This is a genomic window from Saliniramus fredricksonii (genome assembly GCF_900094735.1).
Classification (GTDB): domain Bacteria; phylum Pseudomonadota; class Alphaproteobacteria; order Rhizobiales; family Beijerinckiaceae; genus Saliniramus; species Saliniramus fredricksonii.
In genome coordinates this window covers 1,001,258-1,023,890 of the sequence record NZ_FMBM01000002.1, presented here as the reverse complement: position 1 = coordinate 1,023,890, position 22,633 = coordinate 1,001,258, and the positions used below count along the sequence as shown (strand labels likewise).

Genomic DNA, 22,633 nt, shown 5'->3' with positions numbered 1-22,633 from the left:
GTGTTGGTGCGGGGTATATCACATTCCCGCAAAGTATAAATCGCCCGCATCGATCGTCTGAATGCCACCCTCCGTAAGGAACAGCAGCCGGCCATCGCCGTCGAGCCCGACAAAGCGCCCCTCTCGGGCCCCTCCCGGCAGGCGGATCGTGACATTCCCATCGAGCCCGTGGGCGCGTGCAAGCCAGTCCTCGCGCAGAGCCGCCAGCGCGAGCATCGCGTCAGGGGCTTCCCGCCAGCCCGCGAAGCGGCGCGCGAAGGCGCGGGCCAGCGCGTCGAACAAGGCTTCCGGCGTCACATCCGCAACGAGATCGGCGAGTCGCGCCGCCGGATAGGGCGTGTCGTCGGGGGTGAAGGCGATATTCGCCCCGATCCCGGCGATCAGCGCGAAACGCCCGTCGCGCGCATGATGCCCCTCAAGCAGCATTCCGGCAATCTTCGCCCCATCGACCAGCACGTCATTCGGCCATTTCAGCCGCACCCGGGCGGCATGGGCCGGAGCGATTGCGGCGATGGCATCGTGAAGCGCCAGCCCGATCAGATAACCGAACTGCGCCGCATGGCGTTGCTCACAGGGCTCGACCAGCGCCAAGGTCGCGTACATGTTGCCCGGTGGCGAGGTCCAGACCCGACCATGACGCCCACGCCCGGCTTTCTGCATCCGCGCCGTGACCCAGAAGGGCGCTTGTCGCCCTTCCCGCAGCGCGGTGAGCGCGTCGTCATTGGTGGAGGCCGTCTCGCCCTTCGCGAGATGAACGAACCCGCCGGCAATGGCTTCGCGCGCGCCCTCCACCGGATCAGAACAGCGAACGCGCTGCCGCCCCGGCTGCTGCGACGAGCGGCGCCGGCACCAGCCAGAAACCGACGACGAAGACGGCGGAGATTGTCATCACCCCACGCAGCATCCCGGGCATCGGCTCGTATGAGCCGACGGGCTCGTCGAAATAGATGATCTTGGCGATGCGCAGATAGTAATAGGCGCCGATCACAGAGGCGATCACGCCAAGCACCGCAAAGACGGTCAACCCCGCTTCAACGGCGGCCCAGAAGGCATAATACTTGCCGATGAAGCCGGCGAGCGGCGGAATGCCCGCGAGCGACAGCATCAGCATCGCCATGGCGAAGGCAAAGCCCGGATGCGTACGCGCCGTGCCGGCGAGATCATCAATCGTCTCGAGCTCGACCCCGCCGCGCCGCATGCTGAGAATGCAGGCGAAGACGCCCAGCGTCATGACCAGATAGATCGCCATATAGACCAGAACCGCCTGCACTCCCTCCTGCGTGCCGGCCGCAAGCCCGAGCAGCGCGAAACCGATATTGGCGATCGAGGAATACGCCATCAGGCGCTTGATGTCGCGCTGCCCGATCGCGGCGAAGGCACCGAGGAACATCGAGAGCACGGCAATGAACACGATGATCTGCTGCCACTGATCGACGATGGTAGGGAAAGCCCCGATGAAGACGCGAACCGCAAGCGCCATCGCCGCCACCTTCGGCGCGGAGGCGAAGAAGGCGGTGACCGGCGTCGGCGCGCCCTGATAGACATCCGGCGTCCACATGTGGAACGGCACGGCTGAGACCTTGAAGGCAATGCCGGCGGCGATGAAGACCAGACCGAAGATCACACCCGGATTGGCGCCTTCGGCCACGACCGTCGCGATCTCGGGGAAGGAGACCGTTCCGGTGAAACCGTAGACCAGCGAGGAGCCGTAGAGCAGCATGCCGGAGGCGAGCGCACCCAGCACGAAATACTTCAACCCCGCTTCCGTCGAGCGCGCATTGTCGCGATGGAAGGAGGCAATGACGTAGGCCGCGAGGCTCTGCAATTCGAGCCCGAGATAGAGCGCGATGAGATCATTGGCCGAGATCATCACCATCATGCCGATCGCGGCCAGGAGGATCAGCAAAGGATACTCAAAACGGTCGATTCCGAGCCGGCGGAAATGCTCACGCGACATGGCGAGCGCCACGATCGCACCAATCAGCACCAGCGCCTTCATGAAGCGGGCGAACCCGTCGGTGATGAAGGCGTCGGAGAAGGTCACCTGGGTATCGCCCGACATGGTGAGAATGAAGCCGAGGGTGAACGCCATCAGCGCGATCGCCGCCGCCGTCACGACGCCGGTGGAGCGCTCGCCGCGCAGGGCGCCATAGAGCACCAGCGCGAGGACGCCGACCGCCATGATGATCTCGGGCAGAGCCGGACCGAGCACGGGCACGGCATAGAGCGGGATCCCGGATGCGGTGGTTTCAACGGGCATGGCGATTGAACCTCACTGGACCCCGGCCAGCGCAGCGCCGGCCTGGAGAACGGGATAAGCATTGGCGAGCAGGGCCTGTGTCGGCGCGGCGAAGGCGTCGAGGATCACCTGCGGCTGCACACCATAATAGATGACGAGGATGCCGAGTGGCGCCAGCAGGAGAACTTCGCGCCGGTCGAGATCCGGAATCGCCTGAAGTTCCGGCTTCTCCAGCCGCCCGTTCATGACACGCCAGTACAGCCAGAGCGCATAGCAGGCCGAGAGGATGACGCCGGACGTGGCGACGAAGGCGACCCAGAAATTCGCCTGGAACGTCCCGATCAGCGTCAGGAATTCACCCACGAAGCCGGATGTGCCGGGCAGGCCGACATTGGCCATGGTGAAGAGCAGGAAGGCGACGCCATAGAGCGGCATCCGATTAACGAGGCCCCCATAGGCCTTGATCTCGCGGGTATGCATCCGGTCGTAGATCACGCCCACGCACAGGAACAGCGCGCCGGAGATCAGGCCGTGCGAGATCATCTGGAACATCGCCCCCTCGATCCCCTGCGGGGTGAGGCTGAACAGGCCCATCGTGACGAAGCCCATATGGGCCACCGAGGAATAGGCAATGAGCTTCTTCATGTCCTCCTGCATCAGCGCGACGAGGGAGGTGTAGACGATGGCGATGACCGAGAGCGCGAAGACCATCGGCGCGAAATACAGCGACGCATCGGGGAACATCGGAATCGAGAAGCGGATGAAGCCGTAGCCCCCCATCTTCAGGAGGATCCCGGCCAGAATCACCGAGCCGGCCGTGGGCGCCTCCACGTGGGCATCCGGCAGCCAGGTATGGACCGGCCACATCGGCATCTTCACCGCGAAGGAGGCGAAGAAGGCCAGCCACAACCAGGTCTGCAGCGAGACCGGGAAATCATGCGCGAGAAGTGTCGGGATGTCACTCGTCCCCGCCTGCCAGTACATGGCCACGATGGCGATGAGCATCAGCACCGAGCCGAGCAGCGTATAGAGGAAGAACTTGAAGCTCGCATAAATGCGCCGCCTGCCACCCCAGATCCCGATGATCAGGAACATCGGGATCAGGCCCGCCTCGAAGAAGATGTAGAACAGCACCAGATCGAGCGCCACGAAGACGCCGATCATCAGCGCCTCGAGCACGAGGAAGGCGACCATGTATTCCTTGATGCGCGTCTTGATCGTCTCCCAGGAGGCGAGGATGCAAAACGGCATCAGGAAGGTGGTGAGCAACACGAAGGGCAGCGAGAACCCGTCCACGCCGAGCGTGAACCGCGTCGTCTCCATCAGCCAGGCATGCGATTCCACCAGCTGGAAATCCGGGCTGCCCGTATCGAACCGCGCCCAGGCCACCAGCGAGAGCAGGAAGGTGACGATCGTCGTCGCCAGCGCCGCCCAGCGCGCATTGTTGCGGATCGCAGCCTCGTCACCGCGCAGGGTGAGGATGAAGGCCGCTCCGATCAGCGGCAGGATCAGAAGCCCGGAGAGAATACCGAAGCCGAACATCAGCGGGCCCCCGCGATCAGATACCATGTCACCAGTGCGGCGACACCGACGAGCATGGTGAAGGCGTAGTGATAGACATAGCCAGTCTGCAGCCGTACGACCCAGGAGGTGGTGTCGAGCACCCGGGCGGAGATGCCGTCAGGCCCCATCCCGTCGATGATCTTGCCGTCACCGGTACGCCACAGGAACCGCCCGAGCCACTTGGCCGGTCGCACGAAAATGATGTCGTAGAGCTCGTCAAAATACCATTTGTTGAGCAGGAAGCGGTAGAGCATCGGCTGCTCCTGCGCGATACGCGCCGGCACGGCGGTATCACGGACATACATCCAGTACGCGAGCGCAAACCCGATCACCATCATCACGAAGGGTGACCAGACGACCCAGGCGGGAACGTAGTGCAGGTCATGCAGGATGGTGTTGTCGGCCCGCGTGTAGAGCGCATCGCCCCAGAAGGCCTCGTAGCCGTCTCCCACGAAGACGCTCTTGAAGAAGTAGCCGGCAACCAGCGCACCGATGGCGAGCAGGATCAGCGGAATCAGCATCACCGGCGGGCTCTCATGCGGCTTGTGATCATGGTGATGCCCGTGATCATCGCCATGCGAGGTGTCGTCATGCGCGGCGTGACCATGGCCCGCACCCCAGCGCGCCTTGCCGGCAAAGGTCATGAAGAACAGGCGCCAGGAATAGAAGGACGTGAACAGGGCCGCCACGACGGTGGCGATGAAGGCGACATCCGACATGCCGGCACCGGACGCATATGCCGCCTCGATGATCGCATCCTTGGAATAATAGCCCGCCGTGAAGGGAAAGCCCGTCAGCGCGATCGTGCCGATCACCATCATCAGCGCGGTGAGCGGGATCACCTTGCCAAGGCCACCCATGTTGCGCATGTCCTGCTCGTGATGCATCGCATGGATCACCGAACCGGCGCCGAGGAACAGCAGCGCCTTGAAGAAGGCGTGCGTGAACAGGTGGAACATGCCCACGCTGTAGGCGCCCAGCCCCATCGCAACGAACATGTAGCCGAGTTGCGAGCAGGTCGAATAGGCGATCACGCGTTTGATGTCGTTCTGGACGAGCCCCACCGTCGCGGCGAAGAAGGCCGTCAGCGCGCCGATACCGGTCACGACGACGAGCGCCGTCGGGGCATATTCGAACAGCGGCGACATCCGCGCCACGAGGAAGACACCGGCGGTCACCATGGTCGCGGCATGGATCAGCGCCGAGACCGGCGTCGGACCCTCCATCGCGTCGGGCAGCCAGGTATGCAGCAGGAACTGCGCCGATTTGCCCATGGCTCCCATGAACAGAAGCAGGCAGGCGAGCGTCAGCGTGCCCTGCGCATCGAGTCCGAGGAAGACGAATCCCTCGCCCGCCTCGCCGGTTGCAAAGGCCTCGACCTGCGGGAAGATCACGTCGAAACTGGTGGAACCGAACAGATAGAAGACGAGGAAGATGCCGAGCGCGAAGCCGAAATCGCCGACGCGGTTGACCACGAATGCCTTCATCGCCGCCGCATTGGCCGATTCCTTCTGATACCAGAAGCCGATCAGCAGGTAGCTCGCGAGGCCGACACCCTCCCAGCCGAAGAACATCTGCACCAGATTGTCCGAGGTCACCAGCATCAGCATGGCGAAGGTGAACAGCGACAGATAGGCGAAAAAGCGCGAGCGCGACGGGTCCTCGTGCATGTAGCCCATGGAATAGAGATGCACGAGCGCCGAGACGCTGTTCACCACGACCAGCATCACCACGGTCAGCGCGTCGATGCGCAGGGCCCAGTCCACGGCGAGATCGCCCGAGACCATCCAGTTGGCAATGCGCACGACGGTGTCGCCGTCGCCGTAACCGACGGAGAACAGTGCGACCCATGAGAGCAGCGCGGAGATCGCGACGAAGGAGGTCGTCACGATCTCGCTCGGGCGCGGCCCGATCATGCGGCCGAAAATGCCCGCAATGAGGAAGCCGAGAAGCGGCAGGAAGACGATCGCGTGATACATCGTGGACGCCCCTTAGCCCTTCATCGTGTTGATGTCTTCCACCGCGATGGTGCCGCGGTTGCGGAAGAAGATGACGAGGATCGCCAGCCCGATCGCCGCCTCGGCAGCGGCGACGGTGAGCACGAACAGGGCAAAGACCTGCCCGACAATGTCGTTCAGGAAGCTCGAGAAGGCGACGAGATTGATGTTCACCGAAAGCAGGATCAGCTCGATCGACATCAGGATGACGATCACGTTCTTGCGGTTGATGAAGATCCCGAGCACGCCCAGCGTGAACAGGATCGCCGCCAGCGTGAGGAAATGGACCAGGGTGATCATCGCATCGGCTCCTTACACGCCCTCGCGGTTTTTGACCTTGCGGATCTCGATCGAGGTCTCGCGGGTGCGCGCAGCCTGCTTCGCCGCATCCTGACGCTTCACGCCGGGTCGGTCGCGCAGGGTCAGCACGATCGCCCCGATCATCGCCACCAGGAGGACCAGACCGGAAAGCTGGAAGAAATACACATATTTGGTGTAGATCACCGATCCGAGCTGGGCGGTGTTGGTGATTCCCGTTTGCGCCTCTGCTGCTGCCGGGAGGTTAAGCAAGGCCGGATCGACGGTATAGGTCGTCACCACGAGAACCAGCTCGACCAGGAAGATGACACCCACCACCGCGCTGATCGGCAGATATTGCAGCGCGCCCTGGCGCAACTCCGCGAAATCGATGTCGAGCAGCATGATCACGAACAGGAACAGCACCGCTACAGCGCCGACATAGACGACGATGAGGATCATCGCCAGGAACTCGGCGCCCAGCAGAATGAAGAGCCCCGCCGAATTCACGAAAGCGAGGATCAGGAAGAGCACCGAGTGCACGGGATTGCGTGCGGCGATCACCATGAAGGCCGAGGCCACGGTGATGGCGGCAAACAGATAGAAAAAGGCGGCGGTGACCGTCATGCGCTTTCGCTCGAAGCCTGTTGCGGTGGCTTGTCAGGTTCCGCCCGCATGGGTGCGGGCGGCCTGTCTATAGACCCCGTTTCGCGACCGCACAACCCGTGTCCGGCCAAACCCGGCAACCATCCCGAAGATATGCCCCCATGCAGGCCCCGGTCGGTCACCATGAAGAATGCTCAGCGATAAGGCGCATCCATCGCCAGATTGCGCGCGATCTCGCGCTCCCAGCGATCACCGTTATCGAGCAGCTTCTGCTTGTCGTAGAGCAGCTCTTCGCGCGTCTCCACGGAAAATTCGATATTCGGGCCCTCGACGATGGCATCCACCGGACAGGCCTCCTGGCACATGCCGCAATAGATGCACTTCACCATGTCGATATCGTAGCGCGTGGTGCGGCGCGTGCCGTCATTGCGGCGCGGACCGGCCTCGATGGTGATGGCCTGGGCCGGGCAGATCGCCTCGCAGAGCTTACAGGCGATGCAGCGCTCCTCACCGTTGGGATAGCGCCGCAGGGCGTGCTCACCGCGAAAGCGCGGCGAGGTGGGATTCTTCTCGAAGGGGTAATTGATCGTCGCCTTCGGCTTGAAGAAATACCGCAGCGCCAGAAGAAAGCCGGAGACGAACTCCTTCAGGAGGATCGCCTTCGCGGCCTGATCGAGCCTCATAGCCTTCTCCATGACCCACTCCTCATTCGAACATCGTCGACACGGTGGTGCCGAACAGATAGCCGATGACCGGAAAGGCGATCACCGTCAATGTGAACAACGCAACGCGGAAAATCCGGATCCGCCGCTCGTAATCAGCCTTTTCGGCCGCATTGGTCGATCGATCCGTCTCCCGCAGCTTCGCGGTGACATAGCCGCCGATCGTCTTGAAATTCACCAGCCCGATCAGGAAGCCGATGGCCGCCCCGATCATGCCCGCCGGTGAAATCCACTCAATCAAGCCGCCCACCCCTCAACTCGCCCCCGGCGCCCAGCCGGTCAGCTGCAGCACACCGGCCACGATCACCACGGCGGCGAGCGAGATCGGCAGGAAGACCTTCCAGCCCAGCCGCATCAGCTGGTCATAGCGGTAACGCGGCACGAAGGCCTTGGTCATCGCGAACATGTAGAAGCACAGCGCCATCTTCAGGATGAACCAGACCGGACCCGGCACCCAGGTGAAGGGTGCGAACGGGATCGGCGACAGCCAGCCGCCGAGGAACAGGATCGTCATCAGCGCACACATGGTCATGATGGCCACGTATTCGCCGAGCATGAAGAGCAGGTATGGCGTGGAGGAATATTCCACCATGAAGCCGGCGACGAGCTCCGATTCGGCCTCCGGCAGATCGAAGGGCGGGCGATTCGTCTCCGCCAGCGCCGAGATCAGGAAAATCACGAACATCGGGAAGAGCGGCAGCCAGAACCAGCCGAGAATGCCCCAGCCATTGTCCTGTGCCAGCACGATCTGCGTCAGGTTCAGCGAGCCCACGCAGAGCAGCACGGTGATGATCACGAAGCCGATGGAGACCTCGTAGGAGACCATCTGCGCGGCCGAACGCAGCGCGCCGAGAAAGGCGTATTTCGAATTCGAGGCCCAGCCGCCCATGATCACGCCATAGACCTGCAGCGAGGATACCGCGAAGACGAACAGGATGCCGACATTGATATCGGCGATCGCCCAGCCTTCACTGACCGGGATCACCGCCCAGGCCGCGAGCGCCAGCACCACGAGAATGAAGGGCGCGAGCAGGAACAGGCCCTTGTTGGCGCCTGCCGGTATCACCGGCTCCTTGAGCACGAATTTCAAGAGATCCGCAAAACTCTGCAACAGCCCCCAGGGCCCGACCACATTGGGCCCCCGGCGCAGCTGCACCGCCGCCCAGACCTTGCGGTCGGCGTAGAGAATGTAGGCGATGAAGACGAGCAGAGAGACCATCAAGACGAGGCTCTTGAAGGCGATGAGCAGCACGGTGAGGAGAATGTCCGGCATGATGATTGTGTCCCGTATCCTTGCTCACTCGGCCGCTTCGCGGCTCTCCCCGGCGGCGAGCGCCGAGCATTCCGCCATGATCGCGGATGCGCGCGCGATCGGGTTGGTCAGGTAGAAATCCTTGACCGGGCTCGCAAACGGCGCATCCCCCGGCTTGCCCTTCAGACTGGCCGCAGCCTTGACCGCCGCCGCCACGTCGCTTTGCGCGATCGCGTCGATCGCCGCCATATGCGGATAGGCCGCATACAGCTTTTCGCGCAGTTGCGCCAGATTGTCGAACGGCAATTTGTGACCGAGGTGATCGGACAGGGCGCGCAGGATGGCCCAGTCCTCGCGGGCATCGCCGGGCGGGAAGGCCGCGCGGTTGGCGATCTGCACCCGCCCCTCCGTATTGACGAAAGTGCCCGATTTCTCGGTATAGGTCGCTCCGGGCAGGATCACGTCGGCGCGGTGCGCGCCGCGATCGCCATGCGTCCCCTGATAGATCACGAAGGCGCCGGGCGGGATGGCGATCTCGTCCGCACCGAGCAGGAAGACCACGTCGAGCGCGCCTTCGCCGGCCATCGCCTGCGCATCAAGGCCGCCCTCCCCCGGCACGAAACCGAGATCAAGCGCGCCGACGCGGGCGGCTGCCGTGTGCAGCACGCTGAAGCCGTTCCAGTCATCGGTGACGGCGCCGACCTTCTCGGCCGCCTTGGCGGCGAGCGCCATGATCGCCGCGCCGTCCTCACGCATCAGCGCGCCCTGGCCGAGGATGATCAGCGGACGCTCGGCTTCGCTGAGCACCTTGGCGAAGGGATGCTTGCCGGAGACGATCTCGGCCAGCGTATCGGGGCCGGCGCCGAGATAATCATAATCATAGGTCAGATCCGCCTTCTCACCGATCACGCCGATCGGCGGCGGACCCATGCGGAAGCGCTTGCGGATGCGCACATTGACCAGCGAGGCCTCGATACGCGGATTGGAGCCCACGATCAGGATCGCATCCGCCTCCTCGATCCCCTCGATGGTCGAATTGAAGACGTAGGAACCGCGCCCCAGAGCCGGATCGAGCGCCGCGCCGTCCTGACGGGAATCGAGATTGGTCACGCCCAGCGACGCCATCAGTTGCTTGAGCGCATAGATCTCCTCCACCGCCGGCAGATCGCCGACAATGGCGCCGATGCGCTCCGGGCTCGCCGCGCCGACGGCCCTGGCGATGGCGCCGAACGCCTCCTGCCAGGAGGCGGGACGCAGCTTGCCGTTCTCGCGCACGTAAGGCTTGTCGAGGCGCTGGCGGCGCAAGCCGTCGATGATGTGGCGGGTCTTGTCCGTGATCCACTCCTCGTTGATCGCCTCGTTGACGCGCGGCAGGATGCGCATCACCTCGCGACCCCGCGAATCGACGCGAATGGCAGAGCCCACCGCATCCATGACATCCACCGATTCGGTCTTGGTCATCTCCCAGGGCCGCGCCGTATAGGCATAGGGCTTGGAGGTGAGCGCACCGACCGGGCACAGATCCGCGACGCAGCTTTGCAGCTCCGAGCCCATCGCCTTTTCGAGATAGGTGGTGATCTCCATGTCCTCGCCACGCCCGATGGCGCCGAGATCCGGCACACCGGCGATCTCGGTGGCAAAACGCACGCAGCGGGTGCAGTGGATGCAGCGATTCATCCAGGTCTTCACCAGCGGGCCGATATACTTGTCCTCGACGGCGCGCTTGTTCTCGTGGAAGCGGGTCGAATCAACGCCATAGGCCATGGCCTGGTCCTGCAGATCGCACTCGCCGCCCTGGTCGCAGATCGGGCAGTCGAGCGGATGGTTGATCAGCAGGAACTCCATCACGCCCTCGCGGGCCTTCTTCACCGTCGGCGACTTGGTCGAGACCTCCGGCGGCTCGCCATTCGGGCCCGGACGGCAATCGCGCACGCCCCAGGCGCAGCTCGCGATCGGCTTGGGCGCGCCCTTGATCTCGACGAGGCACATGCGGCAATTGCCGGCGACCGAGAGCCGCTCGTGGAAGCAGAAGCGGGGGATCTCGGCGCCCGCCTCCTCGCACGCCTGGAGCAGCGTGTATTCGGCCGGGACGTCGATTTCTTTGCCGTCGACGATGAGTTTGGTCATGGTGCCGTCGTCCTGTTCGTTTCCGCTCGCATCCGCAGGTGACTCTTGATCCGGTTACTCGGCTGCGACGCGCACCGGATCGGAATGCGGGTTGGCCGCGTAATCGTCGATCCGCTTTTCGATTTCATGCCGGAAATGGCGAATCAAGCCCTGAATCGGCCATGCCGCAGCGTCGCCCAAGGCGCAGATCGTGTGGCCTTCGACCTGCTTGGTGACTTCAAGCAGCATGTCGATCTCGCGCTTCTGCGCCCTGCCCTCCGACATCCGCGTCAGCACGCGCCACATCCAGCCGGTTCCCTCGCGACAGGGGGTGCACTGGCCGCAGCTCTCGTGCTTGTAGAAATAGGAGATGCGGGTGATGGCGCGTACGATGTCGGTGGACTTGTCCATCACGATCACCGCAGCCGTCCCCAGCCCCGATTGCAGCCCGCGCAGCGTATCGAAATCCATATGCGCGTCGGCAATCTGCTCGGCCGGCACCATCGGCACAGAGGATCCGCCGGGAATCACCGCGAGCAGATTGTCCCAGCCGCCGCGGATCCCGCCGCAATGGGTGTCGATCAGTTCGCGGAAGGTGATGCCCATCTCCTCTTCCACGTTGCACGGCTTGTTCACATGGCCGGAGACGCAAAACAGCTTGGTGCCGACATTGTTGGGGCGACCGAGCCCGGAAAACCACGAAGCGCCGCGCCGCAGGATGGTACCGGCGACCGCGATCGATTCGACATTGTTGACCGTGGTGGGGCAACCATAGAGCCCGACATTGGCCGGGAATGGCGGCTTCAGGCGCGGCATGCCCTTCTTGCCCTCGAGGCTCTCGAGCAGGGCCGTCTCCTCGCCGCAGATATAGGCGCCGGCGCCGTGATGGACGTAGAGATCGAAATCCCAGCCATGCAGGTTGTTCTTGCCGATCAGCTTTGCTTCATAAGCTTCGTCCACGGCGCGCTGCAAGGCGATGCGCTCGGCGATGTATTCGCCGCGCAGATAGATGTAGCAGGCATTGGCCCCCATGGCGAAGGAAGCGAGGAGGCAGCCCTCGATCAAGAGATGCGGATCATGGCGCATGATCTCGCGGTCCTTGCAGGTGCCCGGCTCCGATTCGTCGGCATTCACGACGAGGTAATGCGGACGCCCGTCATTCTGCTTGGGCATGAAAGACCATTTCAGCCCCGTCGGGAAGCCCGCGCCGCCGCGCCCGCGCAGACCCGATTTCTTCATCTCGTCGACGATCCACTCGCGTCCCTGATCGATCAGGAACTTCGTCTCGTCCCAGGCGCCGCGTTGGCGCGCAGCGTCGAGATCCGGCGAATGGAAGCCGTAGAGATTGGTGAAGATGCGGTCCTTGTCCTGCAGCATGTCGTTTTCCTCTCAGGACTCTCTCTCGCCGGCGGCGAGCGTTTTCGCCTGGCCGACCCAGTCCTCGCGGTCGATCCGCCCGGCGAATGACAGGAACTGCCCGACCCAGCGGATTTCCGGACGCCCCCATTGGGCGATCTGGTCGTAATGATAGATGCCGAGATTGTGCAGCTTTTCCTCGTTGGCCGGGCCGATCCCGCTGATCTTCTTGAGATCGTCGGCCTTGTCCTTGCGCGGCTTCTTCAACGCCTTGGGGCGCGAACCAACCGCGTTGGCCTTTTCCTCGGGAGAGGCATCCCTGGACAGCCTGGCGAGCTTTTCCGCGATGTCCTTGTCCTCGGCTTCGAGATCGACGACTTCCTCACCGACGGCCTTCTGCTGGGCCGGCGCATCGGCGACGGGGCGCTCGGTGGCGCGACCGGCATCGGGATGGCCTTTCTTGGGCGCGACGGCAGCCTCTTTCTCGGCTTTTTCCGCTTCCTTCTCCAGCTTCTCCTTCTCGGCCTTGGCTTTAGCTTCCGCCGCGCGCTGCGCCGCCTCTTCCTCGAAGCGCTTGCGCCAGGCGCCGACGACGGAGCCATCATAGAGCGCGGGATCGGTCAGCGTCTTGACGTCGTCCTGCGGCTCGGAAGACTTGCGCCCGGCCTGCGAGCCGATATTCACCTTCTTGCCGGCGGCGAGATCGTCGAGCAGCTTGTTGAAATTCTCCGGCGTCAGATCCTCGTAGTAATCATCGTTGATCTGCACCATCGGCGCGTTGCAACAGGCGCCGAGGCACTCCACCTCGAGCCAGGAGAACAGCCCGTCCTCGGAGACCGTCTGCTGCGCCCCGATGCGCTCTTCGAGCACCTTGCGTATCTCGTTCGAGCCGCGCAGCATGCAGGGCGTGGTGCCGCACATCTGGACGTAGAATTTGCCCACCGGCTCGAGGTTAAACATCGTATAGAAGGTCGCGACCTCGTAGACACGGATATACGGCATTTCCAGCCGCTCGCTCACCGCCTCGATCGCCTTTTGCGGCAGCCACCCGCCGCAATCGGTCTGGACGCGCCACAGAAGCGGGATCACCGCCGAGGCCTGCCGGCCTTGCGGGTATTTGGCGACGAGTTCCTTCGTCCACGCCTCGGTCTCGGGGGTGAAGGAAAACGCTTTTGGTTGAACCGCTTCCGGTGCGAGCCTGCGAACGGCCATGATCGTGATCGCCTTTTTTCAATTCGCGACACCGCCGAACGGCGCCGCCCGTCAAATCTGTTTCGCCCCGCGAACCGCGCCGCGTTATCCCTCGGCCGGGGCTCAGCGATCGACCTCGCCGAAAACGATGTCGATCGAGCCGAGGATCGCCGCCACATCCGCCAGCATGTGGCCCTTGCAGAGGAAATCCATCGCCTGAAGATGCGCAAAACCCGGGGCGCGGATCTTGCAGCGATACGGCTTGTTGGAGCCGTCCGAGACGAGATACACGCCGAATTCGCCCTTCGGCGCTTCCACAGCCGCGTAGACTTCACCCTCCGGCACGTGGAAGCCTTCCGTGTAGAGCTTGAAATGGTGAATGAGCGCTTCCATCGAGCGCTTCATCTCGCCCCGGGTCGGCGGCGCGAACTTGCCGTCGGTCGTGGTGATCGCCCCCTGCCCGTCCGGCGCACGCAGCTTGGCGATGCACTGCTTCATGATGTGGATGGATTGGCGCATCTCTTCCATGCGCACCATCTGCCGGTCGTAATTGTCGCCGTTCTTGCCCACGGGGATGTCGAAATCCATCTCCTCGTAGCATTCATAGGGCTGCGACTTGCGCAGATCCCAGGCGACGCCCGAGCCGCGCACCATCACGCCGGAGAAGCCCCAGGCATAGGCGTCGTCGATATCGACGACGGCGATATCGACATTGCGCTGCTTGAAGATGCGGTTCTTCATCACGAGGTCGTCGAGATCATCGACCACCTTCAGGAACGGATCGCACCAGGCCTCGATATCGTCGATCAGCTCCGGCGGCAGATCCGCATGCACCCCGCCGGGGCGGAAGTAATTCGCGTGGAGCCGCGCCCCGGAGGCGCGCTCGTAGAACACCATCAGCTTCTCGCGCTCCTCGAAGCCCCAGAGCGGCGGCGTCAGCGCGCCCACATCCATGGCCTGGGTCGTCAGATTGAGAAGATGCGAGAGAATACGCCCGATCTCGCAATACAGAACCCGGATCAGCTGGGCCCGGCGCGGCACCGTGATCCCGGCCAGTTTCTCGATCGCGAGGCAGAAGGCGTGCTCCTGGTTCATCGGCGCGACATAATCGAGCCGGTCGAAATAGGGCGTGGCCTGCAGATAGGTCTTGTGCTCGATCAGCTTCTCGGTACCACGATGCAACAGGCCGATATGCGGATCGACGCGCTCGACGATCTCGCCGTCGAGCTCAAGCACCAGGCGCAGCACGCCGTGCGCCGCAGGGTGCTGCGGGCCGAAATTGATCGAGAAATTGCGAATGTCGTGCTCGCCCATGACGTCAGCGCCTTCCTCAGCCCTTGTCTGCCTGATCGGCCTTCTCGTCGCCCGGGAGCACGTAATCGGTGCCCTCCCACGGCGAGAGGAAATCGAAATTGCGGAATTCCTGCGTGAGCTTCACCGGCTCATAGACCACACGCCCCTCGATGTCGTCGTAGCGCACCTCGACGAAACCGGTGAGCGGGAAATCCTTGCGCAGGGGGTGCCCCTCGAAGCCGTAATCGGTGAGCAGGCGGCGCAGATCCGGGTGATCGGTGAAGATCACGCCGTAGAGATCATAGGTCTCGCGCTCGAACCAGTTGGCGGCGGGAAACAGGTCGATGATCGAGGGAACCGGCGTCTGCGCATCCACCATCACCTTGATCCGGATACGCTGGTTCAGGCGCAGCGAGAGGAAATGGTAGACCACGTCGAAGCGCTTCTCGCGGGCCGGGTAATCCACGCCGCAGATATCGATGAAGCACTTGAACAGGCAGCCTTCGTCGTCGCGCAGCCAGGCCACTGTGTCGCGGATCGCCTCCGGCGCGACGGTGATGGTCAGCTCGCCATGGGTGATCACGGCGTCATCAATGCGCTCACCCAGCCCCTTGCGGATATGCGCCTCGAGCTTTTCGAGGGCCGCGATCTCGTCCTGCGCAATCATCGTCATGATCCTCGACCTCAGCGCTCGATCGTGCCGGTGCGGCGAATCTTCTTTTGCAGAAGCAGGACGCCGTAGAGCAGCGCCTCCGCCGTGGGCGGACAGCCGGGCACATAGACATCGACAGGCACGATGCGGTCGCAGCCGCGCACCACCGAATAGGAGTAATGGTAATAGCCGCCACCATTGGCGCAGGAGCCCATGGAGATGACGTAGCGCGGCTCAGGCATCTGGTCGTAGACCTTGCGGAAGGCGGGGGCCATCTTGTTGGTCAGCGTGCCGGCGACGATGATCACGTCCGATTGACGCGGGCTCGCGCGCGGCGCGAAGCCGAAACGCTCGGCATCATAGCGCGGCATCGACATCTGCATCATCTCGACCGCGCAGCAGGCGAGGCCGAAGGTCATCCACATCAGCGAGCCGCCACGGGCCCAGTTGATGAGATCATCCGTGGAGGTGACGAGAAAGCCCTTGTCGGCCAGCTCGGCATTCACCTCCGAGAAGAACGGATCCTTCGCCTGGGCAGGGTTGTCCTGCGCGCGCTGCAAAAGTGCCGCACCCTCGGCATTGGGCGATAGCACGCGGTTGTCGCGATCGATCAATCCCATTCCAGGGCTCCCTTGTTCCATTCGTAGACGAATCCGACGGTCAGCACGCCGAGGAAGATCATCATCGACCAGAAGCCGAACCAGCCCAGTTCACCGAAGACCACGGCCCAGGGGAACAGAAACGCCACTTCCAGATCGAAGATGATGAAGAGGATGGCCACGAGATAGAAGCGCACATCGAAGCGCATGCGCGAATCGTCGAAGGCGTTGAAGCCGCATTCGTAGGTCGAGACCTTCTCGCTGTCAGGATTGCTGTGCGCGACGATGAAGGGCGCCACCAGAAGCGCGCCACCGATCACCATGGCCAGGGCGATGAAGATCACCAGCGGCAGATAATCCGTCAAAAGATTGTCCATACGTCGACCTTCCCGATCACAATCCCGGCGCATCCGCGACGATCCCGCGCCAGCCGGTCACGCCTTCTTCGCATCCGCAAACCTCGCGGGCGAGGCTTATCCCAGCCACCACGCAAACACAAGAACCGACACGGGAGGATTCCAGACTGGACCTCCTGCCGGCGCATCCGCCCGCAGCCATGCGCATCGGATGCCTTGGCCTGTTACTATAAGGGAAATAGCGATTCGTTTCTCCTTGGGGAGGGTTTGTGATGTTGCGTCGCACCGTTTTTTCGGTCTTTTGTGCCGTTTTCGTGTTCCTGCTCCTTTCCGAAGCGCCAAACGGCGCTGCGCTGGCCCAGAATCGCGCGATCGACATGATGCGCGTCGATTGCGCCCAGTTCGACCGGCTGCGATCGGCGCGCAAGCGCAGCATCGGCGTCTGGCTGCATGGTTACTATATCGGAACCGGCCAGCGCCCGCTGCTCGATATCGACGGGATCGAGGGCGCGGTCGAAGCGCTGATCAGCTTTTGCGCCGAGAATCCCGAAGCCCCCCTTGTCAGCAACGAGACCGCGACGATCCTGCGCGGCGAGGAGCCGCCCGTCGCCGCAAACGGCAGCGGCAGTGGCAGTGACGGCATGAGCGGCAACCGGGCCCGCGAGGGCCTGCGCATCACGGTGCCGTCCGACGCGCCGCGCGATCCACCGCGCGACACTCAGAGCGTGCCAGCGCCCTCCCCCGAGATGCCGATGCGCCCGCGCCCGGTTGATTGAACCGGGATGCCGTGTGCCTTTCCTCCTGCCATCCGTGCGGCTATCGTTGCGCAGGTGGGCGTGATCGTATGTGGTTGAGCACGCTCGATCGCGGCGGGGCAAGGGCTGCTCCAGGAGTCGCACGCAAGAGTCGGGAGTGAGGTGGCATGCGCCGAGACAGCGAGAAAGCGCCCGACTCGATGCGGACCTTGATAATCCTCTGTCTCGCTGTCTTTCTGGCGATCATGGTCGGCTGGCTGCTCGCCGTCGGAAAAGACATCCTGCTTCCGATCGTCATCGCGGTGCTTTCCGCCTATGTGATGTCGAACGCCTCGCGTGCGCTGGGGCGCTGGCCGGTGACACGGCTGCTGCCTTCGCTGGTGCGACGCCTGTTGCTGCTGGTGGGATTCATCGGGGTGATCTTCGCCTTCAACGGCGTCGTGATCGTCGCCGTGCGCGACCTCGTGGCCTCGGCACCGGGCTATCAGGCCAATCTGGAACGGATGGTGACGCAGGTGATGGCCATGTTCGGCACCGCCGGCAATCCCGACTGGCAGGCGGTGCGCGCCGTTACCATCGATCGCATCGACATGACCGGGCTGATCGGCGGGCTGGCGGGCTCCGTCGGCGCCCTTGTGGGTGTGCTGTTCATGGCCGTGGTCTACGCGCTGTTCCTCACGGGCGAGGCCGGCAGCTTCGCTCACAAGATCTCGGTCGCGCTCCCGGGCCAGGGCCAGGCTGACAAGACCATGGCGGTAATCTCCGATATCAACGACCGAATCGCCGATTACCTCGCGGTGAAAACGCTGATCAACATCATCCTCGCCTGCCTGTCTTTTGTGGTGCTGTGGCTTTTCGGGGTGGATTATGCGCTGTTCTGGGCGATCGTCATCGGAATTCTGAACTACATCCCCTATTTCGGTTCGCTTCTGGGCGTCGCCTTTCCCGTGCTCATGAGCATCGCCCAGTTCGGCTCGATCACGCTGACGCTGCTGATCGCGGGAATGCTCACGGCGGCACAAATGTGGGTGGGGAATTTCCTCGAGCCCCGCATGATCGGTCGCAGGGTCAACCTGTCACCCTTCGTCGTCCTGGTCGCCCTGTCGTTCTGGTACGCGTTCTGGGGCGTCCCCGGTGCAATCCTCGCCGTGCCAATGACGTCCATGCTGGCGATCATCTTCGCCGCTTTCGAACAGACCCGTCCGCTCGCCGTGCTGCTGGCCAATGACGTCAGCGTCTTCGAGCGGAGCAACAAGCCCGCCGCCCTGCCCCATCCGGATACGCATCACCCGGAGGTCAGCTCCTGAATCCGGGCGTTGAGCTTCGTCACCATCCCCTCCAGTTCCCTGATTCGGGCGCGCAGTTGCTCCTCGGTCTCATCACTCATGTCCGGCGGCGCTTCGGCCCCCGAGGGCGCGGCATCGAGAAAGGAGACGCCACAGAAATCACCCTGGCGCCAGGCCAGACGAACCTTGCGCGTGACATTCCTCTGGGGGATGTGCAGTTCGAAATGCTCGGGCAGCGTCACGGAGCCGGAAACCTCCAGCTTGGCGCCGCCATCGGAGGTATTGCGGATCGTGCAATCGACCTTCATCATCCCCTTGTTGTAGAGGATTCGCGCGGCCATGAATGACCGCATCCGCTCCGAGCGGCGATGATTGGTGCCTGGGGGTGTCATCAACATGATTGTACAGCCTCGGGTCTCTGTGACCCTCAGAGGCTACAGGAATGTTGCTTCCCAATCGTTAATTTGAAACACGAGATATAAATCCGCCTCTCTTGTGAAACCAGAGATCGCGATAAACCAGTTTTGCATTCAATGAATGTTTATGGAAACTTAATGGTTTTTCATAGCGGACTTCGCAACGCATTGCCCGGTTACATGGACCTGCAGAAGCGTATCGTTTTGCGCGATCCATCCTGCTGGCTCATACGAATCTGCCACACGTGCCGTTGCGGCACGCAAGAGATATTTGCATTCACAAGGCGTGAAGAAACGAGGCGATGGCGCGGGCGACGGGACTCGAACCCGCGACCTCCGGCGTGACAGGCCGGCACTCTAACCGACTGAGCTACGCCCGCTTCCATTCGCGCCGCGTTCGTCTGCGGCGATGGCGCGGGTTTACGGCGCGCCTTCGTCGCTGTCAAGCGCCGCGTGGGCCCTGTATGCCATTTTCTACGGCCATGGCGAAGCGACGCACGACAAACCGTTGAGCCGCCTTTATCGGGAGGCTGTTGCGGCAGTTTTCGAAGCCATGACGCAAAACGGCACCGAGCGAAATTACGCCCGATGCCGCATTCATTCCCGGCGGCGAGACACTGCAGCCGCCGCGCTTTGATTCCGCTCAGATTCCCTCCGCCCCCCGACTCATGGCGGCGATACCGGTACGCGCCACCTCCTTGAGGCCCACAGCCGTCATCAGATTGATGAACCGCTCGACCTCCTCGCTCGCCCCGGTGAGCTCGAAGACGAAGGAATGCAGTGTCGCATCGAGCGTGCGCGCTCCGAAGGCGGAAGCAAGCCGCAGCGCTTCGACCCGATGCTCCCCCTTGCCGACCACCTTGACGAGGCACAATTCCCGCTCCAGTGCTGCCCCGTCGATGGTGAGGTCGTCGACACGGTGTACCGGCACGATGCGCTCGAGCTGGTACTTGATCTGCTCGATTACGTTAGCCGTGCCTGTGGTGACAATGGTGATGCGCGAGATGTGCTTTTCGTGCTCGGTCTCGGAGACGGTGAGGCTCTCGATATTGTAACCGCGTCCGGAAAACAGGCCGGCGATACGGGCCAGGACACCCGGCTCGTTATCGACGATCACCGCAAGCGTGTGGCGGTTGACTGTCTGGGTGACCGTCTGTTCCGGGTAGTGGGTCTGACTGTTCATCGTTGCATCGCCCTGCTGTTTCCTGATTCGCACGTGGTTGAACCGGCCGTGCCCGGTCGTCGCGCCGGGTCACAGCCCTTCGCGGTAATTCTCGATCGCCGGCTCGTCGACTTCGTCATGCGGGACGAGCCAGCTTTCGCGCAAGCCCTGTTCGCGCCATTCCCTGAAGGCGGGCAGCGCGAGCACGGAATCCATATAGGCGCGGATATCGGCCTCGACGGGCCATTGATAGGTGTCGAGCCGGGTCACGACCGGAGCATACATCGCATCCGCTGCCCCGAAATCGGCGCCGAACAGATAGGGCCCGCCGGCGCCGAACCGGTCGCGGGCATCGCGCCAGATCGCGGTGATGCGCGCCACATCCGCCCCCACGTCCGCGCCGCGATCGCGATGGGCGTAGCGCCGCCCGAGATTCATCGGCAGCGCGGCGCGAAGAGCCCGGAAGCCGGCATGCATCTCGCCGGCAATCGAGCGCGCCAGCGCGCGGGCTGCGGGATCGCGCGGCCAGATCGGCAGATCGGGATGCCGTTCCGCCAGCGTTTCCAGGATCGCCAGCGATTCCCAGACCACGGCATCACCGTCGATCAGCACAGGCACCTTGCCGGCGGGGGAATATGCGAGAATGCGCGCCCGGGTCTCGGGCTGGTCGAGAGGGATCACCACCTCCTCGAAGGGCAGCCCGTAATGGCGCATCAGAATCCAGGGCCGCAGCGACCAGGATGAGTAGATCTTGTTGGCAATGACGAGCGTGGGCATCGGATCTCCGGCGGCTACATGATTGGATCTGCTGGGTTCTGTTCAAGCCTATACAAGCACGCGGAGGATGCAACAGCATGGCCCGAGGCAACGTCCGCCAGCGCCCTGGCAGACGCTGGCGGCACCAGAATCAGACCAGCATCTTGCCCTTGTCGTCGATGGCGCTGCTGATATCCTGCTTGTCCTCCGAGAGGTAGTCGTTCAGGAGCATCTCGTTATGCGCCTTGCCCGACGGGATCATCGGGAAGCAGTTCTCGGCCTTGTCGACGATGCAGTCGAAGATCACCGGGCGGTCGATGGCGAGCATCTCCTCGATCGCACCGTCCAGATCGTCAGGTTTGTCGCAGCGCATGCCGACAGCCCCGTAGGCCTCGGCCAGCTTGACGAAATCGGGCAGCGATTCGGAATAGCTCTGCGAGTAGCGCCCGCCATGCAGAAGCTCCTGCCACTGACGCACCATCCCCATATATTCGTTGTTGAGGATGAAGATCTTCACCGGCAGCCGGTACTGCACCGCCGTCGACATCTCCTGGATGTTCATCAGGATCGAGGCCTCGCCGGCAATGTCGATGACAAGCCCGTCGCGATGCGCCATCTGCACGCCGATCGCCGCCGGCAACCCGTAGCCCATCGTGCCGAGGCCGCCGGAGGTCATCCAGCGATTGGGCTCTTCGAAGCCGAAATACTGCGCCGCCCACATCTGGTGCTGGCCCACCTCCGTGGTGACATAGGTGTCGCGTCCCCGACCAGCGGGGCCGAGCGTTGCCTGGTACAGGCGCTCGACGGCGAATTGCGGCTTGATCGTCTCGGTCGAAGGGCGGTAGCCGAGGCACTTGCGCGAGCGCCAGGTCTCGATCTGCTCCCACCATTGCGCCAGGGCCGGCTTGTCGATCTGCGGCGACATCGTGCGGAACAGGCGCACCATGTCCTCGAGCACGTAGCCGCAATCGCCGACGATGCCGAGATCGACCTTGACGTTCTTGTTGATCGAGGAGGGATCGACATCGATGTGGATCTTGCGCGAATTTGGCGAAAAGGCGTCGAGCCGCCCGGTGATACGGTCGTCAAAACGCGCGCCGATGCAGATCATCAGATCGCAGCCATGCATGGCCAGATTGGCCTCATAGGTGCCGTGCATGCCCAGCATGCCGAGGAACTGCCTGTCGGAAGCCGGATAGGCGCCGAGGCCCATCAGGGTCGAGGTGATCGGGAAGCCCGTCAGCCGCACCAGTTCGCGCAGCAGCTGCGAGGCGTGCGGGCCGGCATTGATCACACCACCACCCGTATAGAAGACCGGACGCTTGGCGGCGCCGATCAGCTCGATCGCCGCGCGGATCTTCTCGATATCGCCCTTCACGGCAGGCCGGTAGGTCTTGTGCTCGCTGCTGGTCGGGCGGGCATAAGCGCCGGTCTGGAACTGGATGTCCTTGGGCAGATCGACCACGACCGGGCCCGGACGGCCATTGGCGGCGACATAGAAGGCTTCATGCAGGATGCGCGGCAGATCCGCGATATCCTTCACGAGGTAGTTGTGCTTTGTGCAATGGCGGGTGATGCCGACCGTATCGCATTCCTGGAAGGCGTCGGAACCGATCAGATGGGTCGGCACCTGGCCGGTGATGCACACGAGGGGGATCGAATCCATCATCGCATCGGTGAGACCCGTCACCGCGTTGGTCGCACCCGGTCCGGAGGTGACGAGAACGCAACCGACCTTGCCGGTCGAGCGCGCGTAGCCTTCTGCCGCGTGAACCGCACCCTGCTCGTGGCGCACCAGCACGTGCTCGACCGTGTCCTGATGAAACAGCGCGTCGTAAATCGGCAATACGGCGCCCCCGGGATATCCGAAGATATGCTCGACACCCTGATCCTGGAGGGCGCGCACGACCATTTCGGCTCCGGTCATCATCTCGCTCATGATCGACTTTCCTTTAAGCGTTCTACCGGGGGAACTTTACCGGTTTGTCTTCTGTGTTGAGGGCGGCGTTCGTGTGGGTGGTTCAGGCAA

Annotated in this window: 21 protein-coding genes, 1 tRNA gene and 1 pseudogene; 2 read left to right on the top strand and 21 right to left on the bottom strand. The window is 63.2% G+C overall.

Going from position 1 to position 22,633, the window contains the following annotated elements:
* Nucleotides 1-18: 18 nt before the first annotated feature.
* From GA0071312_RS11305 to GA0071312_RS11230, 16 genes and pseudogenes are all read right to left on the bottom strand, one after another.
* Complete coding sequence (locus GA0071312_RS11305; RefSeq protein WP_074445055.1) at nt 19-792, bottom strand: biotin--[acetyl-CoA-carboxylase] ligase; 774 nt, start codon at nt 790-792, stop codon at nt 19-21.
* A 4-nt stretch (nt 793-796) separates the two neighbouring features.
* Nucleotides 797-2,260 (bottom strand): NADH-quinone oxidoreductase subunit NuoN, encoded by a 1,464-nt coding sequence (gene nuoN / locus GA0071312_RS11300; protein WP_074445054.1) that lies wholly within the window; start codon nt 2,258-2,260, stop codon nt 797-799.
* Nucleotides 2,261-2,272: 12 nt separating this feature from the next.
* Nucleotides 2,273-3,781 carry an NADH-quinone oxidoreductase subunit M gene (locus tag GA0071312_RS11295; RefSeq protein WP_074445053.1) on the bottom strand — a complete coding sequence of 503 codons (1,509 nt, stop codon included), beginning with the start codon at nt 3,779-3,781 and terminating at the stop codon, nt 2,273-2,275.
* A complete protein-coding gene (gene nuoL / locus GA0071312_RS11290; protein ID WP_074445052.1) occupies nt 3,781-5,781 on the bottom strand; it encodes an NADH-quinone oxidoreductase subunit L in 2,001 nt (666 codons plus the stop codon). The genes GA0071312_RS11295 and nuoL overlap by 1 nt, the downstream gene beginning before the upstream one ends.
* Nucleotides 5,782-5,793: 12 nt before the next feature.
* On the bottom strand, nt 5,794-6,099 hold the full coding sequence (gene nuoK / locus GA0071312_RS11285) for an NADH-quinone oxidoreductase subunit NuoK (RefSeq protein ID WP_074445051.1): 306 nt from the start codon (nt 6,097-6,099) through the stop codon (nt 5,794-5,796).
* Nucleotides 6,100-6,111: 12 nt separating this feature from the next.
* Nucleotides 6,112-6,723 carry an NADH-quinone oxidoreductase subunit J gene (locus tag GA0071312_RS11280; protein ID WP_074445050.1) on the bottom strand — a complete coding sequence of 204 codons (612 nt, stop codon included), beginning with the start codon at nt 6,721-6,723 and terminating at the stop codon, nt 6,112-6,114.
* A 173-nt stretch (nt 6,724-6,896) separates the two neighbouring features.
* Nucleotides 6,897-7,385 carry an NADH-quinone oxidoreductase subunit NuoI gene (nuoI, locus tag GA0071312_RS11275; RefSeq protein WP_074445049.1) on the bottom strand — a complete coding sequence of 163 codons (489 nt, stop codon included), beginning with the start codon at nt 7,383-7,385 and terminating at the stop codon, nt 6,897-6,899.
* Between the two features lie 22 nt (nt 7,386-7,407).
* Nucleotides 7,408-7,674, bottom strand: coding sequence for a hypothetical protein (locus GA0071312_RS11270; protein ID WP_131817783.1), 267 nt, complete (start codon nt 7,672-7,674; stop codon nt 7,408-7,410).
* A gap of 3 nt (nt 7,675-7,677) precedes the next feature.
* Nucleotides 7,678-8,697, bottom strand: coding sequence for an NADH-quinone oxidoreductase subunit NuoH (gene nuoH / locus GA0071312_RS11265; RefSeq protein WP_074445047.1), 1,020 nt, complete (start codon nt 8,695-8,697; stop codon nt 7,678-7,680).
* Nucleotides 8,698-8,721: 24 nt separating this feature from the next.
* The gene (gene nuoG / locus GA0071312_RS11260; RefSeq protein ID WP_074445046.1) at nt 8,722-10,803 is read right to left on the bottom strand and encodes an NADH-quinone oxidoreductase subunit NuoG; all 2,082 of its coding nucleotides are present in this window, start codon (nt 10,801-10,803) and stop codon (nt 8,722-8,724) included.
* Between the two features lie 54 nt (nt 10,804-10,857).
* A complete protein-coding gene (gene nuoF, locus GA0071312_RS11255; protein ID WP_074445045.1) occupies nt 10,858-12,159 on the bottom strand; it encodes an NADH-quinone oxidoreductase subunit NuoF in 1,302 nt (433 codons plus the stop codon).
* Between the two features lie 12 nt (nt 12,160-12,171).
* Complete coding sequence (gene nuoE / locus GA0071312_RS11250) at nt 12,172-13,350, bottom strand: NADH-quinone oxidoreductase subunit NuoE (protein WP_074445044.1); 1,179 nt, start codon at nt 13,348-13,350, stop codon at nt 12,172-12,174.
* A 102-nt stretch (nt 13,351-13,452) separates the two neighbouring features.
* On the bottom strand, nt 13,453-14,643 hold the full coding sequence (locus GA0071312_RS11245) for an NADH-quinone oxidoreductase subunit D (RefSeq protein ID WP_074445043.1): 1,191 nt from the start codon (nt 14,641-14,643) through the stop codon (nt 13,453-13,455).
* 16 nt (nt 14,644-14,659) lie between these two features.
* Entirely contained in the window at nt 14,660-15,295 is a 636-nt protein-coding gene (locus GA0071312_RS11240) for an NADH-quinone oxidoreductase subunit C (protein ID WP_083204517.1), read from the bottom strand.
* Nucleotides 15,296-15,306: 11 nt separating this feature from the next.
* Nucleotides 15,307-15,798, bottom strand: a pseudogene (locus tag GA0071312_RS11235) (NuoB/complex I 20 kDa subunit family protein); the annotation flags it as partial.
* An 86-nt stretch (nt 15,799-15,884) separates the two neighbouring features.
* The gene (locus tag GA0071312_RS11230) at nt 15,885-16,250 is read right to left on the bottom strand and encodes an NADH-quinone oxidoreductase subunit A (RefSeq protein WP_074445041.1); all 366 of its coding nucleotides are present in this window, start codon (nt 16,248-16,250) and stop codon (nt 15,885-15,887) included.
* Nucleotides 16,251-16,501: 251 nt separating this feature from the next.
* Here GA0071312_RS11230 and GA0071312_RS11225 point away from each other — a divergent pair, with 251 nt between their 5' ends.
* Nucleotides 16,502-17,005 (top strand): HdeA/HdeB family chaperone, encoded by a 504-nt coding sequence (locus tag GA0071312_RS11225; protein WP_074445040.1) that lies wholly within the window; start codon nt 16,502-16,504, stop codon nt 17,003-17,005.
* 179 nt (nt 17,006-17,184) lie between these two features.
* The gene (locus GA0071312_RS11220) at nt 17,185-18,291 is read left to right on the top strand and encodes an AI-2E family transporter (RefSeq protein ID WP_083204516.1); all 1,107 of its coding nucleotides are present in this window, start codon (nt 17,185-17,187) and stop codon (nt 18,289-18,291) included.
* Here GA0071312_RS11220 and GA0071312_RS11215 read toward each other — a convergent pair.
* From GA0071312_RS11215 to GA0071312_RS11195, 5 genes are all read right to left on the bottom strand, one after another.
* A complete protein-coding gene (locus GA0071312_RS11215) occupies nt 18,270-18,662 on the bottom strand; it encodes a PilZ domain-containing protein (RefSeq protein ID WP_074445038.1) in 393 nt (130 codons plus the stop codon). The genes GA0071312_RS11220 and GA0071312_RS11215 overlap by 22 nt on opposite strands.
* Nucleotides 18,663-18,989: 327 nt before the next feature.
* Nucleotides 18,990-19,066, bottom strand: a tRNA-Asp gene (locus tag GA0071312_RS11210).
* A 263-nt stretch (nt 19,067-19,329) separates the two neighbouring features.
* The gene (gene ilvN, locus GA0071312_RS11205) at nt 19,330-19,869 is read right to left on the bottom strand and encodes an acetolactate synthase small subunit (protein WP_074445037.1); all 540 of its coding nucleotides are present in this window, start codon (nt 19,867-19,869) and stop codon (nt 19,330-19,332) included.
* A 69-nt stretch (nt 19,870-19,938) separates the two neighbouring features.
* Nucleotides 19,939-20,625 carry a glutathione S-transferase family protein gene (locus GA0071312_RS11200; protein ID WP_074445036.1) on the bottom strand — a complete coding sequence of 229 codons (687 nt, stop codon included), beginning with the start codon at nt 20,623-20,625 and terminating at the stop codon, nt 19,939-19,941.
* A gap of 130 nt (nt 20,626-20,755) precedes the next feature.
* Nucleotides 20,756-22,543 (bottom strand): acetolactate synthase 3 large subunit, encoded by a 1,788-nt coding sequence (locus tag GA0071312_RS11195; RefSeq protein ID WP_074445035.1) that lies wholly within the window; start codon nt 22,541-22,543, stop codon nt 20,756-20,758.
* Nucleotides 22,544-22,633: the final 90 nt, after the last annotated feature.

Bases quoted from the DNA above. Each gene is read 5' to 3' on its own strand.
- GA0071312_RS11245 (WP_074445043.1), bottom strand. From the start codon at position 14,643: ATGGGCGAGCACGACATTCGCAATTTCTCGATCAATTTCGGCCCGCAG.
- GA0071312_RS11230 (WP_074445041.1), bottom strand. From the start codon at position 16,250: ATGGACAATCTTTTGACGGATTATCTGCCGCTGGTGATCTTCATCGCC.
- ilvN (WP_074445037.1), bottom strand. From the start codon at position 19,869: ATGAACAGTCAGACCCACTACCCGGAACAGACGGTCACCCAGACAGTC.
- nuoK (WP_074445051.1), bottom strand. From the start codon at position 6,099: ATGATCACCCTGGTCCATTTCCTCACGCTGGCGGCGATCCTGTTCACG.
- nuoG (WP_074445046.1), bottom strand. From the start codon at position 10,803: ATGACCAAACTCATCGTCGACGGCAAAGAAATCGACGTCCCGGCCGAA.
- GA0071312_RS11280 (WP_074445050.1), bottom strand. From the start codon at position 6,723: ATGACGGTCACCGCCGCCTTTTTCTATCTGTTTGCCGCCATCACCGTG.
- GA0071312_RS11240 (WP_083204517.1), bottom strand. From the start codon at position 15,295: ATGACGATGATTGCGCAGGACGAGATCGCGGCCCTCGAAAAGCTCGAG.
- GA0071312_RS11215 (WP_074445038.1), bottom strand. From the start codon at position 18,662: ATGACACCCCCAGGCACCAATCATCGCCGCTCGGAGCGGATGCGGTCA.
- GA0071312_RS11195 (WP_074445035.1), bottom strand. From the start codon at position 22,543: ATGAGCGAGATGATGACCGGAGCCGAAATGGTCGTGCGCGCCCTCCAG.
- nuoF (WP_074445045.1), bottom strand. From the start codon at position 12,159: ATGCTGCAGGACAAGGACCGCATCTTCACCAATCTCTACGGCTTCCAT.
- GA0071312_RS11200 (WP_074445036.1), bottom strand. From the start codon at position 20,625: ATGCCCACGCTCGTCATTGCCAACAAGATCTACTCATCCTGGTCGCTG.
- nuoH (WP_074445047.1), bottom strand. From the start codon at position 8,697: ATGCCGGACATTCTCCTCACCGTGCTGCTCATCGCCTTCAAGAGCCTC.
- GA0071312_RS11295 (WP_074445053.1), bottom strand. From the start codon at position 3,781: ATGTTCGGCTTCGGTATTCTCTCCGGGCTTCTGATCCTGCCGCTGATC.
- nuoN (WP_074445054.1), bottom strand. From the start codon at position 2,260: ATGCCCGTTGAAACCACCGCATCCGGGATCCCGCTCTATGCCGTGCCC.
- GA0071312_RS11220 (WP_083204516.1), top strand. From the start codon at position 17,185: ATGCGGACCTTGATAATCCTCTGTCTCGCTGTCTTTCTGGCGATCATG.
- nuoL (WP_074445052.1), bottom strand. From the start codon at position 5,781: ATGTATCACGCGATCGTCTTCCTGCCGCTTCTCGGCTTCCTCATTGCG.
- nuoI (WP_074445049.1), bottom strand. From the start codon at position 7,385: ATGAGGCTCGATCAGGCCGCGAAGGCGATCCTCCTGAAGGAGTTCGTC.
- nuoE (WP_074445044.1), bottom strand. From the start codon at position 13,350: ATGGCCGTTCGCAGGCTCGCACCGGAAGCGGTTCAACCAAAAGCGTTT.
- GA0071312_RS11225 (WP_074445040.1), top strand. From the start codon at position 16,502: ATGTTGCGTCGCACCGTTTTTTCGGTCTTTTGTGCCGTTTTCGTGTTC.